Source organism: Acinetobacter sp. LipI_15 (genome assembly GCF_058242865.1).
Genome location: NZ_JBZAYN010000001.1, coordinates 67040 through 88707, shown reverse-complemented (window position 1 = coordinate 88707; position 21668 = coordinate 67040). Strand labels below are relative to the sequence as shown.

Below are 21668 nucleotides of genomic sequence, written 5' to 3'. Positions count from 1 at the left end.
AAAATATTATTAACGATTAAAACCATCAACACATGTATTTAAAATTCGTATTAATTCTTTATAGTCATCTTTTAGATTATAACTTTGGAGTATTTTAAAAACACTCTTTATCTCTGTAAAACTTAAATAATTTTCGAAAGATTTTAGGATGCGCTCATGATTGGTTTTTTCTACACCCTCTTCATCAATCAACAACTCTTCATATAATTTTTCACCCGGACGTAGACCTGTAAATTGTATCTCAATATCACCTATACCATTTTCATCTATTGCTCGAAAACCACTCAAACGAATCATTTGTTTAGCTAAGTCTACTATTTTAACTGGCTCACCCATATCCAATAAAAATACATCACCACCAGTACCCATCGCACCTGCCTGAATCACAAGCTGAGCTGCCTCAGGAATGGTCATAAAATAACGCGTGACTTCTGGGTGCGTTACTGTAACAGGCCCGCCTTGAGCAATCTGCTTTTTAAACAAAGGAACGACAGAACCTGACGAACCTAGAACATTGCCAAAACGTACAATACTGATTTGGGTGTTTGGATTTGTAGATGCCAAGCCCTGACAATACAGCTCTGCCATGCGTTTAGACGCACCCATGACATTGGTTGGACGTACAGCTTTATCTGTTGAAATTAAAACAAAAGTTTCAACATTTTGATTCACCGCTGCATCGACACTACGCTGTGTACCAATAGACGTATTATAAATACCTTCAAATGGGTTTGCTTCAACAAGTGGTACATGTTTATAAGCTGCGGCGTGATAAACCGTCTGCACTTTGTACTCTTGAATAATACGTTCTAATTTTTGCTGATTGGTGACAGAACCTAGCACTGGAATAATTTGTATATCAGAAGCCTGCAATTCACGATCAATTGAATACAAAGCAAATTCAGACATTTCAAACAACACGAGCATTTTCGGCTGATGCTTCACGATCTGACGGCATAACTCAGAACCAATCGAACCGCCCGCCCCTGTCACCATGACCACTTTATTTTTAATATTTTTTTCTAAGAGTTCAGGTTTCGGCGGTACAGGATCACGTCCCAATAGGTCGATAATATCCACTTCACGAATATCTGAAACTTGGACTTGACCATCCACAAGTTGGGTTACCCCTGGCAGTTCCATAATTTTGACATCTGCCGTATCAAAAGACTCAATAATCTCTTTTTTACGCGCACGTCCCACAGAAGGCATGGCAAGTAATACTTCTTCAATACCGAATTTTCCAAGTTTTGCTTGCGCTTTTTTGGGTGAATAAATCTTTAAACCACTCAGTGACTGCCCTTGTAAGGAGAGTTTATCGTCAATAAAACACACAGGTAAATAGTCATCTGAACGGTTTAAGGCCGCTGCAATTTGCTGACCTGCCAGCCCTGCGCCATAAATCGCCACACGTTTACGGCTTTGCTTTTTGGCAAAGGTTTTTAAGGTTGCATAACGAATGACGGCACGGCTCCACCACATGTATGAAAACAGCATAAAGCCATACATGAGCGGAATACTCATGGGAATAAATGCAACATTCAATTTTTTAATCGTGTACAGCGCCACGATTTGAATAAATGTCCCGATTAAAATCCGCAGCAAATAATCTTCATTAAATGAACGCACAATTGCACGGTAAATACCGAGCAAAGCATAAATCAGAATGCCAACCACACCGACATAAATATACCAAGCATCCAGTCCTTGCATGACCTGAACATTGGGACGTGCCAAACGTATGGCATAAGCCAGCCACATCATCAGCGGTAAAACACAAATATCCATCAGCACCAAAACGATTTGTTTTTGGCGACGCGGTAATGATGCTATAGAACGGATAATGTCTTTCACAAGATGCTCAAATGGGGTCAATAAAGCGGATGAGAGCGAATATTATACGCTCTTTTCAGGTTTAGATTTTTGCGATCACCGCTTGGATCACATCCACGGTTTTCTGCAAGCTGTGCTCAGACAATGTTGGGTGTACAAGGAACATTAAACTTGTTGTACCGAGCTGTTTAGCTTGAGGTAAAGACTGCGCAGGACGCCAAGGCGTACCATCAAATGCTTTTTCTAAATACACTTCTGAACACGAGCCGCTAAAACAAGGCACATTCAATGCATTGATTTCTGCCATGACGCGATCACGCGACCAATCTTCAGGCAAGGCTGAAGTATTCACTTGCACATAGCATTTATAGGCTGCATGCACATATTCAACAGACGGTTTTACTACAGTAAAATACGGACTATTTTCAAACGCCGCTTGGATACGCGCCATATTGGCATTACGTTTTGCAGTCCATTCGGGCATTTGTTTGAGCTGTAAACGGCCAATCACCGCCTGCATTTCCATCATGCGCCAGTTGGTGCCAAATGAGTCATGCAGCCAGCGAAATCCCGGCGGATGTTGCTTGTTATACACGCTATCAAAGTTTTTGCCGTGATCTTTATACGACCACATTTTCTTCCACAGACTTTCGTCATTGGTAGTGACCATGCCGCCTTCACCGCCCGTGGTCATGATTTTGTCTTGGCAGAAAGACCATGCGCCTATATGACCGATGGAACCAGCGGATTTTCCTTTGTACATTGCACCATGCGCTTGGGCACAATCTTCAATCACAAAAATGCCTTTTTCCTCAGCCAATTGCATGATTGGATCCATATCACACATCCAACCTGCCAAATGCACACAAATAATCGCTTTGGTATTCGACGTAATCACTGCTTCAATGGTACGTCGAGAAATATTCTGTGAATCCCGCTCTACATCAGCGAAAATAGGATTAGCACCTGCAGTCACAATCGAGCTTGCCGAAGCTAAAAACGTACGTGAGGTAACAATCACATCATCGCCTGCACCAATACCTAAGGCTTTTAATGCTAAATCGAGTGCGACTGTACCATTAGCAACGGCAACTGCATGCTTGGTTCCTGCAAACTGTGCAAATTCCTTTTCAAATTCACGGCATTCTTGCCCTGTCCAATAATTCACTTTATTGGATAAAAGGACTTTTGATACCGCATCGGCTTCTGCTTGAGTAAAGCTTGGCCAAGGTTCAAATGCACTGTTTAACATGGAGTTTTCCTAGTCTCAAAATCGAGTTTAAAAATCTATTTTTTCGTCACAATACGGGCGGGATTTCCCACCACTGTTGCGCCTGGAGGCACACTTTTAGTCACGACAGCACCCATACCAACAATAGCACCTGCACCAATCACTAAAGGCTGATCAGGTGTGCCCTGCTTAATCATCGCACCTGCGCCAATATAGGCATGCGCGTGTATATGAATATTGCCGTTGCATTTTACGCCTGGCGCGAAAGTAACGAAATCCCCAATGATGCAATCATGCTCGACATAGCTATATAAATTGGCATGAAAGCATTTGCCGATTTTAATATTGGATGTGATGGTGACAAATGGACTGAGTGCTGCACCTTCGGAAATTTCTGCCTCGTCCATCAAAATGACGTTATCAGCTGAGATTGACCAAAGCCCAATACCATCAACCTCTAAACGGTTGGCAATTTTTTCACGGACTTTGCTATTGGCAATCGCGATTTGTACGTATTTTTCTGAAGCCGTTTCATTTAAAAATGCGAGGTAATTCATGGCACGATGACCGTTTACTTCTGCAACCGATTCTAAGGCATCATCAATAAATACGATTTCTGAAGCATCGCTTTCACGTGCTAATTGCTGGCGTGCAACAGGCATTAAACTGCGCCCGCAGCCTGAAGCGCCATAAATTGCATAGAGCTTAGTCATCTTTAGGCTCCGAAGTACCCGTAAATTTACTCATGGTAGCTTCACCTTCGGCACTAATATCATCTTTAGACAATACTTTTTGTACCGTTTTCAGCATGATTTTAAAATCCAGCCATAATGAACGGTTTTCGACATACCATGTGTCTAGCTCAAATTTCTTTTTCCATGAAATGGCATTACGACCATTCACTTGCGCATACCCTGTGATGCCCGGACGCACGTTATGACGTTTGGCTTGTTGCTCATTATAGAGGGGTAAATATTCCATCAGCAGTGGTCGTGGTCCGACAATACTCATCTCCCCTTTAATCACATTCCACAGTTCAGGCATTTCATCCAAACTGCTGGAACGCAGCATTTGACCAAAGGGTGTTAAACGCTCACTGTCGGGCAAGGAATGACCTTGTGCATCAACCGCATCTTTCATACTGCGGAATTTGATCATTTCAAAAGGTTTGCCATTGAGCCCCGGACGCACCTGACGGAACAACACAGGTGAACCCAAATTTTTTCGCACCTTATATGCCACAAAAGCATATACAGGAGACAGCAGCACTAGCGCAGATGATGCAATCACAATATCCAATAAGCGCTTTAACATGGTTCACTCTTGAGGTTAGATAAAAATGGCGGAGTCAATATTCATTTCTAGCAATGATTATACCCTGTCCAAAGCCATCAGATTTGTAAAATATTTCAACGGTCAAAGGGACTCAAATATTCCTCATTCTAAAAGCAGCCAAACCATATAGCCGTTTAGAGATCTGTCCAACGACGATTAACTGCATGACCCGGATTATTCATGCTGATCACCTTCGCATAGTTTCCCACCGCAGTTGCATTTTCAGGAATATCTTTGGTCACAACGCTTCCTGCACCTATAGTGGCATTATTGCCAATTTTGACATGTTCAATAATGCAGACATTGGGCCCAATATAAACATTATCGCCAATTTCTGCAGCTTGACGGCCGCCATTTGCACCAATGGTGGTAAATTGCGATAAGTTTACATTATTACCAATCACAGTCGTAGGGTTAACAACTAGCGGCCCACCATGCCCAATATAGAGGCCGTAACCAATTTTAGTGCTGGTATGAATATCAATGCCGTACTGCTTTTTTTTATAATAATAAATAGGATAAGCCAGTTTTGCCCACGCACTTTGCGCGCTGGCTAAACGCAGCCAAAATGAAAAATTAAAACCGCGATTGAAAAAATAAGTTTTCAAAAAAGTTTTAAAACTGACATTGCCGGTATAACGGTATAAATCACTTTTTATATATTTTAAGGTCATCTGGATCGCCTCTTAAATTGGGTGAATCGCCTTTAATGGATACCCATTTCAGCCAGCATATGCTTATTCACTTGATGCACATCATATTTATTCAGCGCAATTTCCCGCGAACGCTGTCCCATATACTCAATCAGTTTGGGATCTTCAATAAAATACTGCATGCTTTGCACCAAATCATTGACTGATTTCACCGCAACCAAATAACCATTCACACCGTGCGATACCGTTTCACGACAACCCGGTGCATCAGTAGTAATGATTGCACGACCCATCGCCATCGCTTCCAATACAGTCCGTGGTGTACCTTCACGATAAGATGGCAGAACATAGACCGAGCTTTCTGCAATTGCAGGACGGACATCACTCAGTTTACCCCAATATTTCAGCCGACCATCAGCAACCCATTCATCAAGTTCAGTTTGGGCAATCGCTGATGGATTATCATCAATCCAACCGACCAAATGAAATTCCGCTTCAGGATGCTTTTCTTTGATGATACGTGCCGATTCAGCATATTCACGCACGCCCTTATCACCCAAAAGCCGTGCAATAAGTAAGAAAGAGGCTTTGACCTGCCCTTGTTCATTTTTTGGTAAAGGCATGACATCAAAGTCTTGTACATTTACCCCTGAACCATTCACTACCACAGTTGGTTTATTGGCATCAAGCAAATGCATCTCTTGGAATAGCTTTAAATCGTCTGGGTTTTGAAAAAAGACTTTATCGCTACGTTTGAGCGCTTGCGCATATAAGCCATGCACCAGCTTTTGAAACAGACTACGCTTGCCAGATTCCACATTTTGAAAGGCATAGCCCAGACCTGTAATTAAAGCAAAACGATGCGGTACTTTCGCAAGCCAAGCCGCAAGCGTACCGTAAATAACCGGTTTAATGGTATAGGACAGCACATAGTCAGGCTGAATTTGACGGATCTTCTGATACAGGTTTTTAAGGAGTTTTAAATCCGCCAATGGATTGGTGCCGGTGCGTTGCATTGGAATTTCATGTAAATGATAGCCAAGTGCTTCCAATTTCTGTTGTTCTTCAGGAAAGTTTGCAAACTCAGGCGCCATGATGTGAATTTCATAGCCATGGGCAGAAATCGCTTCTAATAACTTGCCACGAAAATTGAGTACAGATGGCAAAAAACTGCTGATCATTAAAAACTTCATGCCTGTTGGCTCCACACCTGCATATATTGACGGCTAACAGTTGCAATACTGAAATTCTGTTCTACCCGTTCACGCGTCGCCTGTTTTAAGCTTTGTTTTTCTGCTTCTGATTTTTGTGCGTAGGCTAAAATGGCATCCGCCAAAGCTTGCGCATTACGTGCTGGAACAATACTTCCTAAATCCTGCACAATATATTTGGCATCACCCACATCTGTGCTAATACACGGCAAACCTGATGCCATGGCTTCGACCAATACATTTGGAAAACCTTCGGTAATCGAGGTCATTAAAAAGGCATCAATCGACTGATAAAAAGCAGGCATGTCCGAGATTTGATCAAGCAAATGTACTTTTTGAGTATCTAACTGATACTGCTCAAATAAAGCTTTCACTTCCACGTTATTTAAGCTTGCACCACTACCTGCGACTTTAAAGATGATGTTTTTATCTTTCAGTAAGCCCATCGTTTCAAACAAATACGGATAACCTTTGGCGGTGTGATAACGTCCTGCAAAACCAATCACGGTTGGTTCATTTAACTGTAAATTTGGCTGAAACTTATCGAGAAAAACACCATTGGCAATCACCTCACTATTCGGGTTTTGAAAGCCAAATGCTTGGTGCTGTTCTAATGAAGAATGCGCACAATAAATAATGCTGTTCGGTTGTTTTGATAAAATTTTACTTAGACCTAAAGCAATCTTAGTGCTGATGGATTCTTCTTTCGGGGAAGCCAGCGAGTGATGAATGCCCCACACGACTTTTGGTTTTTTTGCTAAGCCAATGACACTCAAACTGGTTAAGGCATTGGCATGATACATCCAACATTGCACGGTATTTGGTTGTAACTGCTTCAGCAATTTACGTAATTTTTGAATGGTACTCAGGGTATTGATGCCATTCCAACCTAAGGCATGGTGTGATGTACAACGCTCCAAAGTGCTTTGATAGACCTCTGAGGTTTTCATCAAACTGATGATCACGTGTTGGTATTGGTTTTCAGTATATTGAATCAGACGCGCCAGCATCATTTCTGCACCGCCTACCCCTGCAAAGTTGGTAATCACATGCACCATCAATGGTTTGCTCATGTTGCAGACTCCATTATGTTTAAGTACTGCCTCAATACCGTTACTTTGTGGAATTGCTGAATATGTGATTCAAAATCAGCTTCTGAATAATCTACATAATCGGCAAAAATTGCCTGTTGCATAGCTTGCGTCAAACCTGTTTGATCATTGCATTCAACCAATAAACCAAACTTAGAGTTTTCTAGAATTTCCATTGGTCCACTTGGACAGTTGGTACTCACCACTTTCACTTTAGAGGCTAAGGCTTGAATAAGTACACCCGGCAAGCCTTCCCAATTCGAGCTTAAAACAAATAGCGATGCATATTTAAAATAAGCATATGGATTTGAATCAAAGCCCGGCAAATCCACCGCGTCTTTTAAACCCAAGTCAGCAACTAGAGCCTCAAACTCTGCACGCAGTTCGCCCTCACCTAAAATCAATAATCGAGTTTCAGGATGCTGATCATGCAAGGCTTTAAAAGAGCGAATCAGAAAACCAAAGTTCTTTGCTTCAGTCAGACGCCCCACCGCCAAAATCACTTTATGGTCATCGTTCAAAAATTTGTGTGTGACTGGTGCTTTAAGCTTTTCAAAATAGGCATCGTCCAATACAGGGTTATAAATCGTGCTCAGATTATCATTTTTATAGCCATAATATTCACGAAAATCGGCTTCCACCCCTTTGGAAACACAGACCACTTGCTGTGCCATGGGATAGGTCCAGTTCACCAAAGTTTTCAGCACAAATTTAGCCACACCTTGCAACTTCATATTTTTTGACGGCGTAGATACTTCACGGAAGATCAAACGTGTTGCAACACCTGCGAGTTTTTTCGCAATCCCTGCCACAATATTGGTATGGGTTTGTGTTGCAACCAAGCAGTCGTATTGCTCAGCTTTCATTTTCAGTTTTAAGGGCGTGATGCTATTCATCACCCGACCGCAATTAAAATTGACCAATTCAATTTTAGAGCTCACTTCTGGTAACAGCTTTGCTTTGTCACCATTAAGATCACATACACCCAAATGAATTTTGAGTCCTTGCTCAGCAAAGCTGTTCGCCAGTTGAATGACCGTACGTTCTGCACCGCCACCGCCCAAGCTCGGCAAAAAGAACATGACTTTATTCAACATAATCAGACCTAAATTTTAAAATGGGAGAATATTAATGCGGTGTTTTTGATGCTTGAATCGCCATGGCGCGCTCAACCCGCTCACGATAATCCGTAATACCAGCTAAGTCCGTATCACTGGCACAGGTATTTTGAATTTTGGCTTGATAGTCGGCAAAACTGGATACCACTTTGGCTGGCACACCTATGGCTACGCTGTGATCAGGAATGTCTTTGGTCACCACCGAGCCTGCGCCAATCACCACATTGGAGCCGATGCTCACACCGGGCATAACGATTGTATTGACCCCAATAAACACATGCGATCCCACTTGAATTGGTGCAAAGCGTTGGTAGCGTTTACCTTGCGTATCTTTCACCAAACAAGTACTGCCATCATGAGTAATAAATTTCACCCCTGAGGTCACAGTCACATGATCGCCAATGCTGACCAAAAATGGTTCTGAGCCCCAGCTTTTAATATAAATTCGGCAGTTTTTCCCGACTTTCACACCTTTTTTACGTGCATACGCCACACTGCCTTTTACCATAAAATAAGCCAAATCAAACAGCTGTCGAAAAGCAGAAACCATAAATGACATACACAATACCTGAATGAGGCGAGGCAACTTAAAAGGAGGAAAATAAGTCAGCTATTTTACGCTGAAAATCCACTTTACGATATGGAAACCGCAGTCACGATGCAGGATGAAAAATAAGATCAGAGCGATTTGATTTTTTTAACAGGACTACCGACATAGACACCTGATTCATCCAAAGGTTTCGAGACGAGGCTACACGCGCCAATCACCGAATCACTTGGAATTTTCACACCATCAAGTACCGTCACCCGTGCACCAAGCCAAATATTTTCACCCAAACTGACCCCTTGTTTAGTAATCGCATCTTTCACCAACACATCAGGTTCACCAAATTTATGATTGCTGGCAATGATGATACTTTGCGTACCAATACGGGTGTTATCGCCAATGCTGACACCGCCACAGCCATTGATAAATGACTTCGAGTTAATGCTGACATCTTTACCAATCGACACCTTGCCACCAAAACATTTGATGTAACAACTTTCACCAATAAAACTGTTATCCGCGATTTCTAAGCTCGCACCTTGTTCAACGATTAAACTGACATGATCGCCAATATAAACATTGTTGCCAATCTTCACTTGTCCGCTAATATCGACCGTACAGGCTTTGCCGAAATAACGAAATTGGGTGCCAAAAGCCACATTATAAAATTGCTGACGGGATTGTGCAGTGAACCAATTCATCAGTTTTAACAGTTTAAAAAACATCAGCTTTTGTGTCTCCACACCACATAAAAAATGGCAAAGTTATAAATGATCAGCGCCACAGGCACCGCCAAGAGCATATAAATTTTATCAGCACATAAAACATATAAGCCTGCAAATAAAGCGAACTTAATCATGAGTTCCACAATTTGCAGTTTAAATAAGACTTGGCTATTTCGCTTAGCAATTAAATAAGCCGAACTTGGCGGATTACAGAAAACCGCCCAATAGCCCAAAGCCAAAATTTGGAAATAAGTTGAGATGCCAACCCATTCAGAACCGAAAATCCAGAGATATACCGATTCAGGTAAGATAAAGAAAATTGCAAAAAGAGGCAGTGACATCAAACTTAAAAGCATACTGGCCTTCAAGGCATTTTTATTTGAATCTGTAGTTTTAAACTTACGGATAAAAAACTGACGTAGGGTTTGTGAAATCAGATTGATCGGTACACGTAAAGTCCGTTCGACGATGGCATAAAAACCCATCGCCTGCACACCAACAAAATGCGACACCACATAATACGGCAAGTTATGTGAAAAACTGTTCAGCAAGGCATGCGGTGTATTGGCGTAAATGAAATCTTTATAATGTTTAAAAGCCTGCCAACTGACTTGATAAAGTTGATGTTTTAGTAAATAAATCAGCACCGCCACAATCATGATAATCGAACTAATGTTATAACTATTCACCAAGCTGATCTGCATCACGAATGGCAACGAGAGTTGCACCAACACGACAATGGCACTTCTAAAAATATTTAAACCTGCACAAAAATATTCTTTATGCGCTGCAAATTGATAGTTATACAGACTTTGAATCAAAGTGTTGGCAAGTATGCCTGTGGCAACAGCCCCTGCCATTTCAATATTTAGAATAAAACTAATAACAATGCCGCTAACAATCGCGATGAAAGTTGAAAATACTACCCCTTCAAAGATCAGGCTTTTTTTATCACCTTCTTCGGCAACCAATAAAGCTTGATCAAGACGTAAATTCGCCACCGTCGATATAACACTGACTATCGCCAATGCAATCCCGTAAGCCCCAAAGTCAGCAACAGAATATAGGCGTGTTAAAACAGGAAGTGCGATAAATGTCATTATCGCACCTGCCAGTAAACTTAAGGTAATCAGCCCAATCGACTGATACTTTGCGAAAATTTTCGCAATCATCTGTTCAATATCATTTTAAGTTGTTTACGTACCAACGCATCGCCAGTTGAATGCCTTCGGCAATTTTGAACTGCGGTGCATAACCCAAGCCTTGCTCAATTTTGGCAATGCTGGCTTGTGAATGACGTACATCACCAGCTCGGAAATCACGGTACACAGGATCGCGCTCAAAGTTCACCGCATTTTCAGCAAGTGCCACCTGAATGGCACGATATAACTCATTCAACGTAGTACGGTCACCCACAGCCACGTTATACACTTGGTTTTTCGCTTCATCCGATGCTGTCGCCGCTAAAATATTGGCTTGAACCGTATTATCAATAAAACAGAAATCACGACTGGTTTCACCATCACCATTGATGAAGACATCTTCACCAGCGATCATCGATGCCGTCCATTTCGGAATCACCGCAGCATAAGCACCGTTTGGATCTTGGCGCTGACCAAACACGTTGAAATAACGTAAGCCAATTGCTTTAAACCCATAAGTTTTCGCAAATACGTCTGCGTATAACTCATTGACGTACTTCGTCACTGCATAGGGTGAAAGTGGTTTACCAATATTTTCTTCAACTTTTGGCAATGCAGGATGATCACCATAAGTCGAACTGCTGGCTGCGTATGTAAAGCTGGCAACACCTGCATCACGCGCAGCCGTCAGCATATTTAAGAAACCGCTAATATTGGTGTCATTGGTGGTGATCGGATCGGCAATCGAACGCGGTACAGAACCTAAAGCGGCTTCATGCAGGACATAATCCACACCTGCACAGGCTTTTTGGCAATCTGCAAACTGGCGAATATCACCTTCAATAAAACTAAATTTTGCCCATTGCTCAGCAGTCACCAAGCCCTTTACTTCATCCAGATTATACTGATGACCTGTGGCAAAGTTATCTAAACCCACCACAGTTTGATTGAGCTTGAGTAAAGTTTCTAAAAGATTCGAGCCGATAAAACCTGCCACACCCGTCACTAGCCATGTTTTAGGTGCTGTTATTAGGTTTGCACATACCAGTTGATATTGATTCATTTGGTGTGCCCCTTACAAACGAAGATCAGATTCAGCTTGAGATAACACGTATTTCAAGTCATACAGCACATGATCAGCTTTACCCAAGGCACGGATCGCATCTACGCCCATTTCTTTAAACTGTTCATGTGCCACGGCTAAAATCACAGCATCGTATTTGCCATTTTCTAAGCTTGAAATTGGTGTGATGCCATATTCATGTTCTGCCTCAGTCGCATCCACCCAAGGGTCATAGACATCGGCATCGATATGATATTCTTTCAGTTCATTCACAATATCAATAATGCGGGTATTACGGATATCAGGACAGTTTTCTTTGAAACTTAAACCTAAAATCAGGACTTTGGCATCTTCAACTTGAATGCGTTTTTTCAGCATCGCTTTAACAAGCTGCGTCACCACATATGCGCCCATGCCATCATTTAAACGGCGGCCTGCCAAAATAATTTCTGGGTTATAGCCTATCGCTTGCGCTTTATGGGTTAAGTAATACGGATCAACCCCGATACAGTGACCGCCCACAAGACCCGGACGGAAGGGTAAGAAATTCCATTTCGTACCTGCTGCTTGCAGCACCGCTTCAGTATCAATGCCCATTTTATTGAAAATCAATGCCAATTCATTAATTAAGGCAATATTCACATCACGCTGAGTGTTTTCAATCACTTTCGCTGCTTCTGCAACCTTAATGCTAGCTGCTTTATGAGTACCCGCTTCAATAATCAGGTTATAGACTTCATCAACATAATCAGCCACTTCTGGTGTTGAACCCGAAGTGATTTTTAAAATATTGGTGACACGGTGCAATTTATCACCCGGATTAATTCGTTCAGGGCTATAGCCTGCATAAAAATCCTGATTGAATATTAAGCCTGAATTTTTCTCTAAAACAGGAATACAGACTTCTTCTGTTGCACCCGGATAAACGGTCGATTCATAAACAACCACATCACCTTTTTTCAACACTTTTGCAATGCTTTCTGAGGCTTTCACTAATGGCGTTAGATCTGGCTGCTTATATTCATCAATCGGGGTTGGCACTGTAACAATAAAGAAATTACAGTCTTTTAAATCTTCTAAATTTGCGCTGTAACGTAATTGAGCTGATTGTGCTAATTCTTCAGGAGAAACTTCTAGGGTATGATCACGTCCGCTACGTAATTCATCAATACGCTTCTGATGAATATCAAAGCCCACCACGGGAACTTTTTTTCCAAACTCAACAGCTAGCGGTAAACCGACATAACCTAATCCGATTATGGCAATTTTTAATTCGGAGAGTTGTAACATACTGAAGCCTATGTCATCGATGAATCATCAATCATCGTTATGTTGTAAATAGCGTTAAATTATATCAGAAAATCAAATTTCGATTGTGTAATGATGTTCTATGAGGACTGTAATTTTAATCAAAAATATTTATAGGATTAAACAATTCACCCTATAAAACCAACTTTGTATATTTAAAAAAATTCAAATAACAATAAGATCTTTAAAAAGATATTCATCCATGCAAGTCTTGATTAAACTTACGATTTAAAACAAATGTAAAGCTATATTCTACAAGGTGAATAGTATAAACTTAACATTCTAAAATGAGTAATTTGGGTACTTAAACCCGTATTTCAATGATTCAAATATTTTATAAATAGGATTTGTATTCGAGTGAGTTACTATCGTTATAGCTGTATGTTAGCTTTGAGTCTAAGTATGACGGGTTGTGCCATTACTTCAGGCTTACAAACCTATGACCTTCCTAAAGAAGGCACATTTCAGACTGATTTAGGCTCGACAGTCAATGTTATTAAACTAACTCAAGAAAATTTAGTTGCTGTTCAACCCGCCCAAGTAAATCAGCAAAATTTTGCCCATCTGTTCAATCAACAACAAAAAAGTTATCGTTTAAATCCGGGTGATATTTTATCTATTTATTTATGGGCATACCCTGAAATTACACCACCCACAAATACAATAAGCAATGCAGAAGCGATTAAATCAAATGGTTACCAAATTGATCAAAGTGGCTATATCCAATTCCCTATTATTGGCCGATATAAAGCTGCAGGAAAATCGCTGACACAAGTCAATCAGGAATTACGCAGCCAACTTGCTCGTTACTTAAAAACCCCAGATGTGATTGTTCGCGTACTTTCCTACCAAGGACAACGTTTTTCGGTTCAAGGTAATGTAATGAAAGGTGGTCAGTTTAATCTAACCGATCAGCCGACAAGTATTTATACTGCTTTAGGTATGGCGGGCGGAGTAAATAGTCAATTTGGTGACAATGCATCTTTAACCTTAGTTAGAAATGGTCAAAGTTATGTACTCAATAGTATTGAACTTGAAAAAGCTGGATATTCTTTACACAACTTACTCATCAAACCGAATGACACAATTTATGTCAACTCACGTGAAAACCAAAAAATTTATGTGATGGGGGAGTCTGGCAAAAACCAATCGTTACCAATGCGTGAACAAGGCATGAGCCTCAGTGATGTCCTAGGTGAAAGTCTAGGTATTAACTCACTTTCAGCAAGTCGAGGTAAAATCTACGTAGTGCGTAGCGATGTAAATAGCCCGATGACTGAAATTTACCATTTAGATTTAACCAGTATTGGTGACTTTGGACTCGCTAACCAGTTCAAAATGCGCAGCAATGATATTGTCTATGTTGACGCATCTGGTTTAGCTCGCTGGCAGCGTGTGATTAACCAAGTGATTCCATTCTCTAATATAATTTATAATATGGATAGAATAGGTCAATAATGCAGTTTAAAAATATCTTGGTGGTCTGTGTAGGTAATATTTGCCGAAGCCCGATGGCAGAATATCTACTAAAGCAGAGCTATCCTGAGCTGACAATCCATTCTGCCGGTATTTCAGGCATGATTGGTTATCCTGCCGATGACAAAGCACAACATTGCATGCAGCAAATCGGGATTGATATGAGCCCTCATATTGCCCGTAAATTAAATGCAGATTTAATCAAACAATCCGATTTAATTTTAGTCATGAGCAGCAATCAGCAAAAACATGTGGAGCAAACTTGGCCCTTTGCCAAAGGAAAAACATTTCGCCTTGGGCATTGGCAAGGTAAAAATGTTCCCGATCCATACCAGCATGATCAGGCCTTTTTTGACCAAACTTCACAATTGATCCAGTCTTGCGTTGCGGATTGGACTAAACATATTTAACTTTTGATGTACGATTATGAGCCAAAATACCAATACAGAAGATACAATTGATTTAAAAGAATTATTTTTCTCTCTGATTGCACAATGGAAGTTAATTGCTTTATGTGTAATTTTAAGTCTCGTCTGCGCCCTACTTTATTTAAGAACTACAGCTGATACCTACGCAGTAAATGCACTGGTACAGGTTGAGGAAAGTAAAGGAACTTCAGCAGCACTCTTGGGTGATCTATCAAGCATGATTGATCAAAAGCAACCGGCTCAAGCAGAAATTGAAATTTTAAAATCACGCTTAGTTCTAGGTACTGTGATTCAAAATTTGCATCTTGATCTTAAAGTTTCGGGTACAGAGAATTCATTTATTGATCGCCTATTTTCTCCACATGACTATGTGACTGAATATAAAAATAAATCAGTAACTTTTAAAGACAATGAAAAAAGTTTTGAAGTCCGTCAATTTAATGTGCCTAACGTATATCGTGATAAAGACCTCAGTTTAAGCTTTGAAGATAATCTCATTACACTGATAGATACCGAAACTGAAGAAAAAATTCTGACTGCGAAGCTCAATCAAGCGAATTCATTACGCACCACTGATGGATCGTGGGATATTTCGATTTTTACCCGCGACAAGTTAAAAGATCACTACCTAATTCAAAAGCAATCTTTACCTGCTGCAGTTGATAATATTTTAGAGAATTTTTCGGTTGCTGAAAAAGGGAAAATGACCGGTGTCCTTGGATTAAATTATCAGGGTCAAGATAAAGAACATATTACCCAAGTACTCAATTCAATTTTAGCAGCCTATAGCCAACAAAATATTGAACGCCGTTCGGCTGAAAGTGCACAGACCTTAAAGTTCTTGGATGAGCAACTACCTGAACTAAAACAACAACTGGATGTTGCGGAACGCGAATTTAACAAATTCCGTCAAGAGTTTAATACTGTCGATGTCACTAAAGAATCTGAGCTATATTTAACTCAAAGCGTCACTCTTGAAACTCAAAAAGCTGAATTAGAGCAAAAAGTTGCTGAAGCTTCTGCAAAGTACACTAGTGAACATCCAGTGATGCAGCAAATGAATGCACAACTTGGTGCAATCAATAGCAAAATTGGTGAACTCAATACAACTTTGAAAAAGCTTCCAGATTTACAGCGTCGTTATTTACAGCTATACCGTGAAGTTGAAGTAAAACAACAACTTTATACTGCATTATTGAACTCTTACCAACAGCTTCGTATTGCCAAAGCTGGTGAAATTGGAAATGTCCGTATTGTCGATACTGCTGTAGAGCCAATTGAACCTATTAAACCTAAAAAGTTAATTGTCCTTATACTCTCGCTATTTGTCGGTGGCTTTATTGGTGTCTTAATTGCCTTACTCCGTAATATGCTCCGTTCAGGGATTAAAGATTCTACTGAAATTGAAAATAATTTGGATCTTCCGGTTTATGCCACTGTCCCACGTTCGCCAGTTCAAGAAAGTCGCATCAAGTTACTGAAGAAGAAAAAGACCATTCCTGTACTTGCGGTTAAAAATAGCGATGATATTGCAATTGAAAGCCTGCGCAGTATGCGTACTGCCATTCACTTTGCACTGACATCTGCAAAAAATAACCTGATCATGATTTCGGGGCCAGCACCAGAAGTTGGTAAATCTTTTGTTTCAACGAACTTAGCTACGATTCTTGCGCAAAGTGATAAACGTGTTTTAATTGTTGATGCTGATTTACGTCGTGGTTATTTAAACAAATATTTCAATCATGATAACCAACCAGGTCTTTCTGAATATTTAAATGGCCAGCGTGATCTAGACAGCATCATTAAAACCACTGAAATTCCAAATTTGAGTGTGATTACTCGTGGTAAAAGCCCTTCTAATCCATCTGAGCTTTTAAGTTCTGGTAAATTCAAAGAATTCTTAGATTTGATTTCACCAATGTTTGATCATGTGATCATTGATACCCCTCCTGTACTTGCGGTGACAGACGGTATCATTATTTCGCAATATGCTGGTGTAAATTTGGTGATTGCTCGTTATGCGAAAACTCAGTTGAAAGAACTAGAGTTAACCGTGAACCGCTTTGAACAAGTGGGTGTGAAGGTCAATGGTATTATTCTAAACGACATTCAACGTAGCTCAGCTGGTTATGGTTATGGTTATGGCTATAACTATTCTTATGGTTATAAAGCTTCAAAAGACCAAGACTAATTCAAACCTATTCAAAAAAGCCACCGAATACGGTGGCTTTTTTTATTTTCGAAATTTATGTTGCATGCATCATTCTGTATAAAAAATGTTTTATATATTCATACCGTTATAGTATAAAAATAAGAACATGACTATGATGATCTTTCCTGCACCTTACCTGATCATAGAGATAGGTAAGCGCTGAACAGGAAAAGTCTGCTAGAATTTCAGCAACTTTTACATATAAAATAATTGTGGGAAAATATATGAGTAAGGCCCTACCTATCGCTGTCGCTGTATTACTCGGCGGTGCCGCACTTGTTCCTGTTTACTATGCAACTAAAACACCTGCTACGCAATCAGCAACATCAACTCAACCAGCTGCAAACGCTTCGGCTGTCGCTAAAATCAGCTATGCTCTAGGTTATGAAGTTGCCCATCAAACGCCTCCAGAATTAGATATTGATAGCTTTGTCACTGGCGTTCGTGCAGGCCATGCTCGTGCAAAACCTGCATATACTGAAGAAGAATTACAAAAAGCATATGCTGAGTTCCAACAAGAAATGCAAAATAAGCAGCTCGAAAGCAATAAGCAAGCACAAAGTAGCAGCGATAATTTCTTAACGGAAAACAAAAGCAAAGCTGGGGTTAAAACCACTGCTTCTGGTTTACAGTACCTAACAACGAAAGAAGGTACAGGTAAACAACCGCAAGCCACATCAGTTGTTAAAGTTCACTACACAGGTAAGTTAGTGGATGGCACAGTATTTGATAGTTCAGTACAGCGCGGCGAGCCAATTGAATTTCCGTTGAACCAAGTAATTCCGGGTTGGACTGAAGGTCTGCAGTTAATGAAGGAAGGTGGCAAAGCTACTTTATATATTCCCTCAAACCTAGGTTATGGTGCTCAAGGTGTTCCGGGAACGATTCCACCGAACAGTACTTTAATTTTTGATGTAGAACTCATTGAAGTTAAATAATAAAACCGGTACAGGAGAGCTTTTCGCTCTCCTGCTTTATTTTGAGACTCGGTCATGAAATTACAGATCAGTATGTTGTGTTTGGCACTCTGCTCAAGCACTGTATTTGCCAAAGATGTCAGTAATAAAAGTAGTGCTGCAGAACAAGTGGGTTATAGTTTTGGTTATTTAATGGGACGCAGTAATGCTGAATCCATTAAGGACTTAGATATTGATGCATTTGTTGCAGGTTTAAAGGCAGCATCTAAAGGTCAAGCTTCGTCACTAACAGATGAAGAAATGACCCGTGCCTTAACCCAATATAAAAAGCAAACCGAAGCGAAACAACTGATTGAACTGAAACAAAAAGCGGATGCGAATGCCACCATTGGTGCAGCTTTCCTTGCTGAAAATGCCAAAAAACCGAGCATTCTGGTCACGAAATCTGGCCTGCAGTATCAAGTCATTCAAGCCGGCAAAGGTAAATCACCCAAAGCCAATTCAACAGTGAAAGTTCACTATGAAGGTCGCTTAATTGATGGCACTGTTTTTGATAGTTCAATTGCACGTAACCAACCTGCGATGTTCCAAGTGAGTCAAGTCATTCAGGGTTGGACAGAAGGTCTACAGTTGATGAAAGAAGGTGCAAAATATCGCTTCTTCATTCCTGCAAATTTAGGCTATGGTCAAATTGGTTCAGCAGACGTCATTGAGCCAAACAGCACGCTGATTTTTGATGTAGAACTCATTGAAGTTCTCCCGAAATAACAATACTCCATTCAGGAGCATCGACAAATCTCGGTGCTCCTCAATATTTCTTCTTTCCATTATTTTCTTTTAAAATTTTTTTGATTGATTTGACTTAAAATTCACATTGATATCTTATATTTATTTCACAAAAACCAATTTCCCTTTATTTTAAATCTTCATTAACTGCGTAGCCGCACATAAGGATTTGACCATGACCGTTAAAATTAAGACGCGCGAAATTCAATATACAGCAGCTGATGGAACTCAACTTTTTGGCTATTTTGCCGCACCAGAGTCAGACACTGCAGTCGCAGGTGTGTTAGTTGCCCCTGAATGGTGGGGACGCAATGAATATACCGAACAACGTGCGCGCGAATTGGCTGAACAAGGCTATGCTGCTTTCGCTTTGGATATGTATGGTGACAAAAAAGTCACCACAGATGCCAAGCAAGCTTATGAATGGATGATGCAAACTTTTGATCATGCCGACACCATTGTGACCCGTGCGTCTGCTGCATTACACACTTTGGCACAGCAAAAAGAAGTAAATGCAGATAAACTCGCAGCTATAGGCTTTTGCTATGGCGGAAAAGTCGTGCTGGATTTAGCTCGTTCAGGTGCTGCATTAAAAGCTGTGGTGACCTTCCATGCAACACTTGCTACAGCGACTCCTGCACAAACAGGACAAGTCCAAGCAGAGATTTTAGTGCAACATGGTGAGCTCGACTCGATGGTGAGCTTAAATGATGTTGCAACCTTTAGAAATGAAATGGATGCTGCCCAAGTGAAGTATCAAATCAATATTTTTGAAGGCGCAAAACACGGCTTTAGCAACCCGATGGCGGATGAACGTGCCAAAGCCAACGGCGTAGATTTAGCTTATAACGCTGCTGCAGAACAGCAAAGCTTAGCGGCCATGTATGCCTTGTTAGCACGCCAGCTTGGTTCTTAAAGCCATAAGCACCAATACCAATATTTAATTTATAAAAATGAGGAGAGCACAATGACAGAACTCAATTGTCCATATTGCAATTTTGACGAATATGACGTGATTGCAAAAAATGATTTTGGTGTTGTACTTCCTGAACCACATACACTGTCTAAAGGGCATGCTGTCATTGTCCCACTACGTCATGTTGGTTCATTTTTTGAAATTACTGATAAAGAACGTAAAAGTTTAATGTCCTTACTTGAACAAGCGCGTAATGAATTAAATTTACGCTATCAACCTACAGGCTTTCATATTGGGTTTAATGATGGACAAGTTTTTGGCGAAGCCACTGAACATGTGCATATTCACATTATTCCACGTTATGAAAACCAAACATTGGCGCTTGATACCCGCTGGGGCTTTAAAAGCTAAAATTTCAAAATTGACACTCACTAAGGAGCTTCGGCTCCTTTTTTGATAGCCACTATTTTTGCATTTCCCCTGATATACAGTTTTCGTTTTGAACAAAAAGAATGCCTATTGAAAGATGTATACTAGGCAGGTTTTTTCAATTTTGACTGTATTGCATGTTTAACTTTTCTGATGCCCTTCTCGACTGGTTTGATGTCCATGGTCGTCATGACTTACCGTGGCAAGTGAAGGATGACCCTTACAAAGTATGGGTTTCAGAAATTATGCTACAACAGACTCAAGTCAAAACCGTCTTACAATATTTTGATCGATTTATTCAACGATTTCCGACTGTTGAAGATTTAGGCCATGCCTCTTGGGATGATGTGGCGCCCTATTGGGCTGGCTTAGGCTACTATGCACGGGCTCGGAACTTACACAAAGCCGCGGGTATTGTTGCACGTCAGGGACATTTTCCAATCAATCTTGAGCAGTGGATGGAACTACCAGGCATCGGCCCGTCTACCGCAGGTGCGCTGATGTCTTTGGGTTTAAGACAATATGGCGTGATTATGGACGGCAACGTCAAGCGAGTATTGTCTCGATTCTTTGCTATTGAAGATGATTTATCGAAACCTGTACATGAACGGGCCATGTGGCAACTGGCGACAGAGCTCTGCCCCATGGAACGCAACCACGATTATACCCAAGCGATTATGGATCTTGGTGCAACCGTTTGCACGCCGAAAAAGCCGCTCTGTTTATATTGCCCCATGCAACAGCACTGCAAAGCACATGCTCAAGGTTTAGAAACTGAATTACCGTATAAAAAGCCTAAAAAGCCTGTTCCTGTAAGAGAAGCTCAAGTCATGCTGATTCAATCTGCAGGAGAATGGCTGTGGATACAACGTCCGAATAGCGGGCTATGGGGTGGTCTGTGGTGTTTACCTATTTTTGATCAACCCCATGAGTTTCAATCGCACACTCAGCAGCTTGGACTGAAACCTACCACCACTCAAGTGCAAATATCGCATAGTTTTACCCACTTCACTTGGCTTTTAGAAGCTACTGTATTTACTGTTGCTGCCGATCAAAAAGAGCATTTAGCGATTGAATGCAACGCACAGTGGTTTACACCGATACAAGCCACTGCTCTCGGTGTTCCTACTGCCATGAAAAAACTCATTTCTACGCTAGAACTCGAAAGCCATTCTATGCCATAGTTTTGAACTGCTCATCAATTGAATAGGGACAAATGTGACTCAAGGATTTTTTCAGCTTCGCAA

The 21668-nt window shown here is 40.8% G+C and carries 21 protein-coding genes; 8 read left to right on the top strand and 13 right to left on the bottom strand.

Features of this window, described 5'->3' with window-relative positions:
* Positions 1-9: 9 nt before the first annotated feature.
* From AC4CU0_RS00375 to tviB, 13 genes are all read right to left on the bottom strand, one after another.
* Positions 10-1854, bottom strand: a complete 1845-nt coding sequence (locus AC4CU0_RS00375) for a polysaccharide biosynthesis protein (RefSeq protein ID WP_490743602.1) — start codon at positions 1852-1854, stop codon at positions 10-12.
* Positions 1855-1915: 61 nt separating this feature from the next.
* The gene (locus tag AC4CU0_RS00370; RefSeq protein ID WP_490743603.1) at positions 1916-3085 is read right to left on the bottom strand and encodes a DegT/DnrJ/EryC1/StrS family aminotransferase; all 1170 of its coding nucleotides are present in this window, start codon (positions 3083-3085) and stop codon (positions 1916-1918) included.
* 35 nt (positions 3086-3120) lie between these two features.
* On the bottom strand, positions 3121-3777 hold the full coding sequence (locus AC4CU0_RS00365; RefSeq protein ID WP_490743604.1) for a NeuD/PglB/VioB family sugar acetyltransferase: 657 nt from the start codon (positions 3775-3777) through the stop codon (positions 3121-3123).
* The gene (locus AC4CU0_RS00360) at positions 3770-4378 is read right to left on the bottom strand and encodes a sugar transferase (protein ID WP_490743605.1); all 609 of its coding nucleotides are present in this window, start codon (positions 4376-4378) and stop codon (positions 3770-3772) included. Before AC4CU0_RS00360 ends, AC4CU0_RS00365 begins: the two co-directional genes overlap by 8 nt.
* A 155-nt stretch (positions 4379-4533) precedes the next feature.
* Positions 4534-5073: a serine O-acetyltransferase gene (locus AC4CU0_RS00355; RefSeq protein WP_490743606.1), complete on the bottom strand. Its 540-nt coding sequence runs from the start codon at positions 5071-5073 to the stop codon at positions 4534-4536.
* A 32-nt stretch (positions 5074-5105) separates the two neighbouring features.
* The gene (locus AC4CU0_RS00350; RefSeq protein WP_490743607.1) at positions 5106-6245 is read right to left on the bottom strand and encodes a glycosyltransferase family 4 protein; all 1140 of its coding nucleotides are present in this window, start codon (positions 6243-6245) and stop codon (positions 5106-5108) included.
* Positions 6242-7336 (bottom strand): glycosyltransferase, encoded by a 1095-nt coding sequence (locus tag AC4CU0_RS00345; RefSeq protein ID WP_490743608.1) that lies wholly within the window; start codon positions 7334-7336, stop codon positions 6242-6244. Before AC4CU0_RS00345 ends, AC4CU0_RS00350 begins: the two co-directional genes overlap by 4 nt.
* On the bottom strand, positions 7333-8451 hold the full coding sequence (locus AC4CU0_RS00340; RefSeq protein ID WP_490743609.1) for a glycosyltransferase: 1119 nt from the start codon (positions 8449-8451) through the stop codon (positions 7333-7335). Before AC4CU0_RS00340 ends, AC4CU0_RS00345 begins: the two co-directional genes overlap by 4 nt.
* A 31-nt stretch (positions 8452-8482) precedes the next feature.
* Positions 8483-9031, bottom strand: a complete 549-nt coding sequence (locus tag AC4CU0_RS00335; protein ID WP_225531209.1) for an acyltransferase — start codon at positions 9029-9031, stop codon at positions 8483-8485.
* A gap of 119 nt (positions 9032-9150) precedes the next feature.
* Positions 9151-9744 (bottom strand): acyltransferase, encoded by a 594-nt coding sequence (locus tag AC4CU0_RS00330; RefSeq protein ID WP_490743610.1) that lies wholly within the window; start codon positions 9742-9744, stop codon positions 9151-9153.
* Positions 9744-10916, bottom strand: coding sequence for a lipopolysaccharide biosynthesis protein (locus tag AC4CU0_RS00325; RefSeq protein WP_490743611.1), 1173 nt, complete (start codon positions 10914-10916; stop codon positions 9744-9746). The genes AC4CU0_RS00330 and AC4CU0_RS00325 overlap by 1 nt, the downstream gene beginning before the upstream one ends.
* A gap of 10 nt (positions 10917-10926) precedes the next feature.
* Positions 10927-11949, bottom strand: a complete 1023-nt coding sequence (locus AC4CU0_RS00320) for an NAD-dependent epimerase/dehydratase family protein (RefSeq protein ID WP_490743612.1) — start codon at positions 11947-11949, stop codon at positions 10927-10929.
* A gap of 12 nt (positions 11950-11961) precedes the next feature.
* Positions 11962-13239, bottom strand: coding sequence for a Vi polysaccharide biosynthesis UDP-N-acetylglucosamine C-6 dehydrogenase TviB (tviB, locus tag AC4CU0_RS00315; protein ID WP_490743613.1), 1278 nt, complete (start codon positions 13237-13239; stop codon positions 11962-11964).
* 399 nt (positions 13240-13638) lie between these two features.
* Here tviB and AC4CU0_RS00310 point away from each other — a divergent pair, with 399 nt between their 5' ends.
* The 8 genes from AC4CU0_RS00310 (at position 13639) to mutY (ending at position 21605) form a co-directional block, all read left to right on the top strand.
* Entirely contained in the window at positions 13639-14715 is a 1077-nt protein-coding gene (locus AC4CU0_RS00310; protein WP_490743633.1) for a polysaccharide biosynthesis/export family protein, read from the top strand.
* Positions 14715-15143 carry a low molecular weight protein-tyrosine-phosphatase gene (locus AC4CU0_RS00305; protein WP_490743614.1) on the top strand — a complete coding sequence of 143 codons (429 nt, stop codon included), beginning with the start codon at positions 14715-14717 and terminating at the stop codon, positions 15141-15143. Before AC4CU0_RS00310 ends, AC4CU0_RS00305 begins: the two co-directional genes overlap by 1 nt.
* A gap of 16 nt (positions 15144-15159) precedes the next feature.
* Positions 15160-17352 carry a polysaccharide biosynthesis tyrosine autokinase gene (locus AC4CU0_RS00300; protein ID WP_490743615.1) on the top strand — a complete coding sequence of 731 codons (2193 nt, stop codon included), beginning with the start codon at positions 15160-15162 and terminating at the stop codon, positions 17350-17352.
* 245 nt (positions 17353-17597) lie between these two features.
* On the top strand, positions 17598-18311 hold the full coding sequence (bamJ, locus tag AC4CU0_RS00295) for a BamJ family beta-barrel-assembly machinery protein (protein WP_078191625.1): 714 nt from the start codon (positions 17598-17600) through the stop codon (positions 18309-18311).
* Between the two features lie 54 nt (positions 18312-18365).
* Entirely contained in the window at positions 18366-19058 is a 693-nt protein-coding gene (gene bamJ / locus AC4CU0_RS00290; protein WP_180073496.1) for a BamJ family beta-barrel-assembly machinery protein, read from the top strand.
* Between the two features lie 193 nt (positions 19059-19251).
* Positions 19252-19992 carry a dienelactone hydrolase family protein gene (locus tag AC4CU0_RS00285; RefSeq protein ID WP_490743617.1) on the top strand — a complete coding sequence of 247 codons (741 nt, stop codon included), beginning with the start codon at positions 19252-19254 and terminating at the stop codon, positions 19990-19992.
* Positions 19993-20043: 51 nt separating this feature from the next.
* Entirely contained in the window at positions 20044-20403 is a 360-nt protein-coding gene (locus AC4CU0_RS00280; RefSeq protein ID WP_078191628.1) for an HIT family protein, read from the top strand.
* A 155-nt stretch (positions 20404-20558) separates the two neighbouring features.
* Positions 20559-21605, top strand: a complete 1047-nt coding sequence (gene mutY, locus AC4CU0_RS00275) for an A/G-specific adenine glycosylase (protein ID WP_490743618.1) — start codon at positions 20559-20561, stop codon at positions 21603-21605.
* Positions 21606-21668 lie beyond the last annotated feature (63 nt).

Bases quoted from the DNA above. Each gene is read 5' to 3' on its own strand.
- AC4CU0_RS00300 (WP_490743615.1), top strand. From the start codon at position 15,160: ATGAGCCAAAATACCAATACAGAAGATACAATTGATTTAAAAGAATTA.
- AC4CU0_RS00355 (WP_490743606.1), bottom strand. From the start codon at position 5,073: ATGACCTTAAAATATATAAAAAGTGATTTATACCGTTATACCGGCAAT.
- AC4CU0_RS00310 (WP_490743633.1), top strand. From the start codon at position 13,639: ATGTTAGCTTTGAGTCTAAGTATGACGGGTTGTGCCATTACTTCAGGC.
- AC4CU0_RS00340 (WP_490743609.1), bottom strand. From the start codon at position 8,451: ATGTTGAATAAAGTCATGTTCTTTTTGCCGAGCTTGGGCGGTGGCGGT.
- AC4CU0_RS00365 (WP_490743604.1), bottom strand. From the start codon at position 3,777: ATGACTAAGCTCTATGCAATTTATGGCGCTTCAGGCTGCGGGCGCAGT.
- AC4CU0_RS00280 (WP_078191628.1), top strand. From the start codon at position 20,044: ATGACAGAACTCAATTGTCCATATTGCAATTTTGACGAATATGACGTG.
- AC4CU0_RS00285 (WP_490743617.1), top strand. From the start codon at position 19,252: ATGACCGTTAAAATTAAGACGCGCGAAATTCAATATACAGCAGCTGAT.
- bamJ (WP_180073496.1), top strand. From the start codon at position 18,366: ATGAAATTACAGATCAGTATGTTGTGTTTGGCACTCTGCTCAAGCACT.
- mutY (WP_490743618.1), top strand. From the start codon at position 20,559: ATGTTTAACTTTTCTGATGCCCTTCTCGACTGGTTTGATGTCCATGGT.
- AC4CU0_RS00370 (WP_490743603.1), bottom strand. From the start codon at position 3,085: ATGTTAAACAGTGCATTTGAACCTTGGCCAAGCTTTACTCAAGCAGAA.
- AC4CU0_RS00360 (WP_490743605.1), bottom strand. From the start codon at position 4,378: ATGTTAAAGCGCTTATTGGATATTGTGATTGCATCATCTGCGCTAGTG.
- AC4CU0_RS00345 (WP_490743608.1), bottom strand. From the start codon at position 7,336: ATGAGCAAACCATTGATGGTGCATGTGATTACCAACTTTGCAGGGGTA.
- AC4CU0_RS00330 (WP_490743610.1), bottom strand. From the start codon at position 9,744: ATGTTTTTTAAACTGTTAAAACTGATGAATTGGTTCACTGCACAATCC.
- AC4CU0_RS00320 (WP_490743612.1), bottom strand. From the start codon at position 11,949: ATGAATCAATATCAACTGGTATGTGCAAACCTAATAACAGCACCTAAA.
- bamJ (WP_078191625.1), top strand. From the start codon at position 17,598: ATGAGTAAGGCCCTACCTATCGCTGTCGCTGTATTACTCGGCGGTGCC.
- AC4CU0_RS00350 (WP_490743607.1), bottom strand. From the start codon at position 6,245: ATGAAGTTTTTAATGATCAGCAGTTTTTTGCCATCTGTACTCAATTTT.
- AC4CU0_RS00325 (WP_490743611.1), bottom strand. From the start codon at position 10,916: ATGATTGCGAAAATTTTCGCAAAGTATCAGTCGATTGGGCTGATTACC.
- AC4CU0_RS00305 (WP_490743614.1), top strand. From the start codon at position 14,715: ATGCAGTTTAAAAATATCTTGGTGGTCTGTGTAGGTAATATTTGCCGA.
- AC4CU0_RS00335 (WP_225531209.1), bottom strand. From the start codon at position 9,031: ATGTCATTTATGGTTTCTGCTTTTCGACAGCTGTTTGATTTGGCTTAT.
- tviB (WP_490743613.1), bottom strand. From the start codon at position 13,239: ATGTTACAACTCTCCGAATTAAAAATTGCCATAATCGGATTAGGTTAT.